This window comes from Peterkaempfera griseoplana (genome assembly GCF_001418575.1).
Classification (GTDB): Bacteria; Actinomycetota; Actinomycetes; order Streptomycetales; family Streptomycetaceae; genus Peterkaempfera; species Peterkaempfera griseoplana.
The window spans coordinates 1-5,610 of the sequence record NZ_LIQR01000648.1 but is presented as its reverse complement, the minus strand read 5'-3'; the positions used below and the strand labels follow the sequence as shown (position 1 = coordinate 5,610).

The following is a 5,610-nucleotide window of genomic DNA, read 5'->3' as shown; positions in this document are numbered from 1 at the left end:
ACCACCAGCCGGGCCGTGGGGTGCAGCAGCGCGGTACCGGGCCCCCCGGCGTCGGCGGCGACCAGCCGGTCGATCCACCCCAGATGCCGGTCGTGCGGCTGCACGGCCAGATTGGCCCCCTCGGCGGCGAGCAGCTGGAAGGGCGCCAGCCGGATTCCCTCCAGCCCGTCGGTGGCCCAGCAGTAGCGGCGGTAGGCGTCGGTGAAGGCAGCGGCGTCCTCCGCCCGGGCCCGCTGGTGGGCGGTGAGCCCGGCGAGCTCCGGCACGCCCCGGGCGGCCGCCTGCTCCAGCGCCGCCAGGGCGGCGGGCAGCGCGGCCGCGGCCGCCGCCCCCACCGCGGCGTACTGGCGGCGCAGCAGACCGGAGGCCTTGAGCGACCAGGGCATCAGCTCGGCGTCCAACAGCAGCCAGTCGCTGCCCAGTTCGGCGAACAGCCCGGTCTCCTCCGCGGCCCGGCGCAACCGGTCCAGGATGCGGCCGGAGACCTCCTCGTCGTCCAGGAAGGCACGGCCGGTGCGGGTCCACAGGGCGCCGGCGGTGCCGTCGGCGACACCGAACCGCTTCTCCGCGGCGGCCGCGTCACGGCAGAGCAGCACCACGGCCCGGGAGCCCATGTGCTTCTCCTCGCACACCACCTGCCGCACGCCGTCGGCGCGGTAGGCCGCGAAGGCCTCCTCGGGGTGCTCCAGCCAGCCCTCGCGACGGGACGTCGGCGACGGCGCCATGGTGGGCGGCAGATGGACCAGCAGCCGCGGGTCGACGGCGAAGCGGCTCATCACCTCCAGCGCGGCGGCGGCGTTCTCCTCCCGGACGGCGACCCGGCCGTGGTGGCCGGTCTCCACCACGCGGTGACCCGCCACGTCGGCCAGGTCCAGCGGGCGGCCCTCGCGGGCGCCGGGGGCGTCGGAGATCATCGGGCGGACCGGTGCGTACCACTCCCGCTCGGCCTCCACCCGGACCAGCTCCCGCTCCGGGTAGCGCAGCGCGGTGAGGGTGCCGCCGAAGACACAGCCGGTGTCCAGGCAGATGGTGTTGTTGAGGAAGGAGGCGGTGGGCACCGGCGTGTGGCCGTAGACCACCAGGGCGCGGCCGCGGTACTCCTCCGCCCACGGGTAGCGGACCGGCAGGCCGTACTCGTCGGTCTCCCCCGTGGTGTCCCCGTACAGGGCGAAGGAGCGGACCCGGCCGGAGGTGCGGCCGTGGTACTTCTCCGGCAGACCGGCGTGGCAGACCACCAGCCTGCCGTCGTCCAGCACGTAGTGGCTGACCAGGCCGCGGATGAAGGCCCGCACCTCGGCGCGGAACTCCTCCGGCTCCCCCGCCAGCTGGTCCAGGGACTCCTGCAGGCCGTGGGCGACCCTGACCTGCTTGCCGTCCAGCGCCCGGCCCAGCTTGTTCTCGTGGTTGCCGGGCACGCACAGCGCGGTGCCCGCGGCGACCATGCCCATCACCAGCCGCAGCACGCCCGGGGTGTCCGGGCCGCGGTCGACCAGGTCGCCGACGAAGACCGCGGTACGGCCCGCCGGGTGCGCCGCACCCACCGGACGGCCCTGCCCGTCGCGCTCCAGGACATAGCCGAGGCGGGTCAGCAGGGTCTCCAGCTCGGCCCGGCAGCCGTGGATGTCCCCGACGACGTCGAACGGGCCGGTGAGATGGCGCAGATCGTTGTAGCGCTTCTCGTACTCGATCTCGGCGGAGTCCACCTCGGCCGGACCGCGCAGCACATGGACCTTGCGGAACCCCTCGCGCTCCAGCGAGTTCAGCGAGCGGCGCAGCTCCCGCTGCTGCCGGGGGATCACATGGGCGCCCATGTCACGGCGGTCGGGGCGGGCGGCGTTGCGCTCGGCGCAGATGTGCTGCGGCACGTCCAGCACGATGGCGACGGGCAGCACGTCGTGCTCGCGGGCCAGCCGGACCAGCGCCCTGCGGGCGTCCGGCTGGACGTTGGTGGCGTTCCCCGTCAAGTTCTTCTGTTCAGTCTCCGTGCGCGAGTAAGACGCGCCTCGCGTCCGGGACTTGGCCGTGTCTGGCCAGCCTGTCCCTCAAGCTGCGGTGCTCGCCGGTTACTGGCGCAGATTGGACTTTCGGCAGTGTCGGACGACTTCCGATGGCCGTACCGTCGCTTCCGTGGACAGCATGGTGATCAATAGTGGGACTCCGACCGGGACGGATGTTTCTCCGCGGACTCTTGCTCCAGGGAGCCTTCTGACAGCGGCGGCGGTGACGGCCGCTGGCCTGAGCATGGTGAACCTGTGGTGGGCTGTCCCGACTGCCATCGCCGCGTTCCTGGCCGGACGGTGGCCTGGACGGATGGCGCCCACTGTGCTCGCTCTGGTTGGGCTTCTCGCGGCTGGCGTCGTGGCATTGTCCGTCGTGCCTGCCTGGCTGCCGTTGGCCAGCCGGTTTGTCACAGTGGTGGTCGTCGCCACGATGCTGCCCTGGTTCGCGGGCCGTTTCTGGTGCCAGTATCAGCAGCTTGTCCGGGCCGGTTGGGAGCGTGCAGAACAACTGCAACGCGAACAGGAGCTGGTCGCTGAGCAGGCCCGACTGCGCGAGCGAGCGCGTATCGCGCAGGACATGCATGACGTACTGGGCCATGACCTCAGCCTGATCGCCTTATCGGCCGGTGCCCTGAAGCTCGCGCCGGGCCTTGAAGAGCACCACCGAAGGGCCGCAGGTGACATCAGGGCCAAGGCGGCAGGCGCAGTGGAGCGTCTCGGCGAAGTGATCGGTGTCCTGCGCGAAGAGACCGGTGACGCGCCGACGGACCCTAACGGCTCCAGTCTCGCAGGCCTGATCGAAGAGGCCTCCGCGGCCGGCCTCGCGGTGAAGTTGTACACCGACGGCACGGCAGACGACCTGCCACCGGTAGCGGAGCGGGCGGTTCATCGCGTCGTGCAGGAAGCGCTGACCAACGTTGCCAAGCACGCGCCCGGCGCGACGGTGACCGTCCAAGTGACGCATACGGCAACGGAATCAAGAGTCGCCGTAGAGAACGGCCCGCCATCATCCGCTGCCAACCTGCAGCCCCGGCCTCGGAGTGGGGGGCGTGGCCTCATCGGTCTCGAAGAACGTGTGCGCTTGGCCGGCGGTTCGTTCGACCATGGTCCGCGCGACGGGGGCTTTGCAGTCGCCGCGTGGATCCCGCACGCACCTGCGTCACAGCCGCCACGGCTCCTCGCTCCCGCGGCCTCCCAGACCGGCGGCCAGTTGCCGCAGGAACATCGCCGTGCTCGGCGCCTCGTCAGCCGGGCCCTGGTCGCTGCAGTCATGGTGCCCCTGGTGACAGGAGCGGTGCTGAGCGGAGCACTCATGGGGTGGGAGATGCTGTCGGCGTCCCGGTCGGTCTTGGAACCTGGTGACTATTCCCGCCTGCGCGTGGGGCAAGATCGTTCTGAGGTGGAGCGTTTCCTGCCGGACCGGCAGACGAACTACCGACCGCTAACTGCCGAGCCGACAGGAGACGGCATAACGTGCGAGTACTACGCGATGACGGCCGACCGGTTCGACGACAGGTCCGGCGACGCTTACCGGCTGTGCTTCCGGGACGGCATCCTGATGTCCCTGGACGCGCTCACCCCATGAGTGCTCGATGATCCGGGTGCTGATCGCCGACGACGAGCCGATGATCCGGGCGGGAGTACGCGCCGTTCTTGCCTCGGATCCGGACATGGAGATCGTCGCCGAGGCCGGTGACGGACACGAGGCCGTGGAACTGGTTCGGCGTCACCGCCCGGCGGTAGCCGTGCTCGATATCCGTATGCCGGGGCTGAACGGCATCGACGCGGCGGCGGAGATCCGCAGCACCGCGCCCAGCACAGGCGTCGTCATGCTGACGACGTTCGGTGAGGACGACTACATCCTGCGAGCACTCGGTGGTGGCGCCACCGGCTTCCTGATCAAATCGGGCGAGCCCGAGGAACTGATCACCGGGGTCCGGGCGGTGGCCGACGGCGCCGCCTATCTGTCACCGAAGGTCGCGTCCCGGGTCGTCGCGCACCTCGCCGCGACGGGCGCGGGCGCCCTGGCTGGCCGGCGCTCCGCCGCCCGCGCCCGAGTCGACTCCCTGACCGCCCGGGAACGGGAGGTACTGGCCTTCCTCGGCAGTGGGCTGTCCAACGGGCAGATCGCCCGGCGTTTGCATGTGGTGGAGGGGACCGTGAAAGCCCATGTGAGTTCCATCCTGGCGAGGCTGGGCGTGGACAACCGCGCTGCTGCCGCGGTCGTTGCCCACGAGGCCGGGATCGTTCCTGCGCCATCCCAGACGTGATGCCGCCCGCTGAGCCAGCGGCAGGACCGTGAGCAGTACGGCCACCACCACCGTGGCGCCGAGGATCGCGCCGGCGAGTACATCGTGCGGATAGTGGACCCCCACCAAGACACGCAGCAGCGCGGCGGCTCCGGCCAGCGGCAGCGTGGCTGCGGCAAGGCGCGGCCGAAGCACGGCCATGCCGACGGCCATCCCAGCGGCCAGGGTGGCGTGGTTGCTCGGGAAGGACCAGTCTCCCGCGCCAGGGCATTCCGCGATGACGCCGACCCCCGTGCGCAGCGCGCGGCAAGGTCGCTCCTCGTCCACCACCAGCTTCACTGCTTCGCTCACCGCGTAGGCCGCGACGGTGCCAAAACCAGTCAACACCGATCCGGCGGCCCCTCGTAGATCTTTGCGGCGGACTGCTGTCCACCACGTCCACGCCAGCAACATTCCGAGAAGCACCAGAGTGCCCTCGGTGGCCAATTCCAGGAGCGGGCCCAGCCACGACGGCGCATCTGCCACCGTCCGAGTCACCGACCGGAACGCGGACGCCGATGCTCCTCCAGTGACCTGGACGGCACCGGCTTCCCCCAGCCCACCTGGGGAAAGCCAGACGACCGCTCCCGCCCCCACACCCAGGACGCCCAAAGCACCAAGCAGCCGACCAGCTCTGATCTTCTCTCGTGGTTCTTGTTCCATAGAGCCTGAACGTAGAAGCGGGGACAGCCAGGAACCCGAGCCGAACGGCAACAGCGACCCCTGCCGATCGTCAGGGTTGACGAATACGGAAACCCTCGCCCCACAGCACCGGACGGCCATCCTGATCGAGGCCGCGAAGTCCGCTAACACTCGGTGTGCTGAAGGCGTGTCACGCCCTCGTCAACCCCCCGGAGATCCTCGCCGTCCCAGCCTGAACCACTACACCGATCGGGTGGATGGCCCAGGGCCTGCTGGTGAGACGGGAGCAGACCCTGTGGCTTCAGCCCTGTCAGGTTATGGATTTCGCAAACGGGATGACGTTGTCCGAGACAAGAGCCCGTTCTGCTTGCCCGTCGTTCTCTTGAGTGAGCACAGCGCTGGCGAGGGCGAGCCTGGTCACCTGCTGGCCGAGCTCTTCGATCTCGGCCTTCTGGTTGGCAATGGTCTTCTTCAGCTTGGTGACGGTTTCCCTGAGTCGTTTCTCAGTCTCCGGGACCTGGTGGGTCTCGGCGCGGACGCGTTCGTAGAACTCGTTCTTCAGGTCGACGTGCCGTTTGAGGAGAGCCATGCGGTGGACATCGGCCTCGGCGGCAAGGGCGACGACCGTGAGGCTGCCGTTGGAGGCGGTGGCCTGTCCGGATGCTCCTATTGACGTCAAG

At 69.9% G+C, this 5,610-nt stretch carries 4 protein-coding genes and 1 pseudogene; 2 read left to right on the top strand and 3 right to left on the bottom strand.

Annotation, left to right across the window (positions count from 1 at the left end):
• A partial coding sequence (locus tag AOK09_RS34750; RefSeq protein ID WP_079063662.1) for a polynucleotide kinase-phosphatase occupies window positions 1-1,964 on the bottom strand: 1,964 nt, incomplete at its 3' end.
• Window positions 1,965-2,136: 172 nt separating this feature from the next.
• Here AOK09_RS34750 and AOK09_RS34745 point away from each other — a divergent pair.
• Both AOK09_RS34745 and AOK09_RS34740 read left to right on the top strand, forming a co-directional pair.
• Window positions 2,137-3,585 carry a sensor histidine kinase gene (locus AOK09_RS34745; RefSeq protein ID WP_079063661.1) on the top strand — a complete coding sequence of 483 codons (1,449 nt, stop codon included), beginning with the start codon at window positions 2,137-2,139 and terminating at the stop codon, window positions 3,583-3,585.
• A gap of 7 nt (window positions 3,586-3,592) precedes the next feature.
• The gene (locus AOK09_RS34740) at window positions 3,593-4,270 is read left to right on the top strand and encodes a response regulator transcription factor (RefSeq protein WP_055591190.1); all 678 of its coding nucleotides are present in this window, start codon (window positions 3,593-3,595) and stop codon (window positions 4,268-4,270) included.
• Here the strand turns inward: AOK09_RS34740 and AOK09_RS43905 are convergent.
• Both AOK09_RS43905 and AOK09_RS34735 read right to left on the bottom strand, forming a co-directional pair.
• A pseudogene (locus tag AOK09_RS43905) lies at window positions 4,262-4,951 on the bottom strand (phosphatase PAP2 family protein); the annotation flags it as partial. The gene AOK09_RS34740 and the pseudogene AOK09_RS43905 overlap by 9 nt on opposite strands.
• Window positions 4,952-5,240: 289 nt before the next feature.
• The gene (locus AOK09_RS34735) at window positions 5,241-5,609 is read right to left on the bottom strand and encodes a hypothetical protein (protein WP_055591189.1); all 369 of its coding nucleotides are present in this window, start codon (window positions 5,607-5,609) and stop codon (window positions 5,241-5,243) included.
• Window position 5,610: the final 1 nt, after the last annotated feature.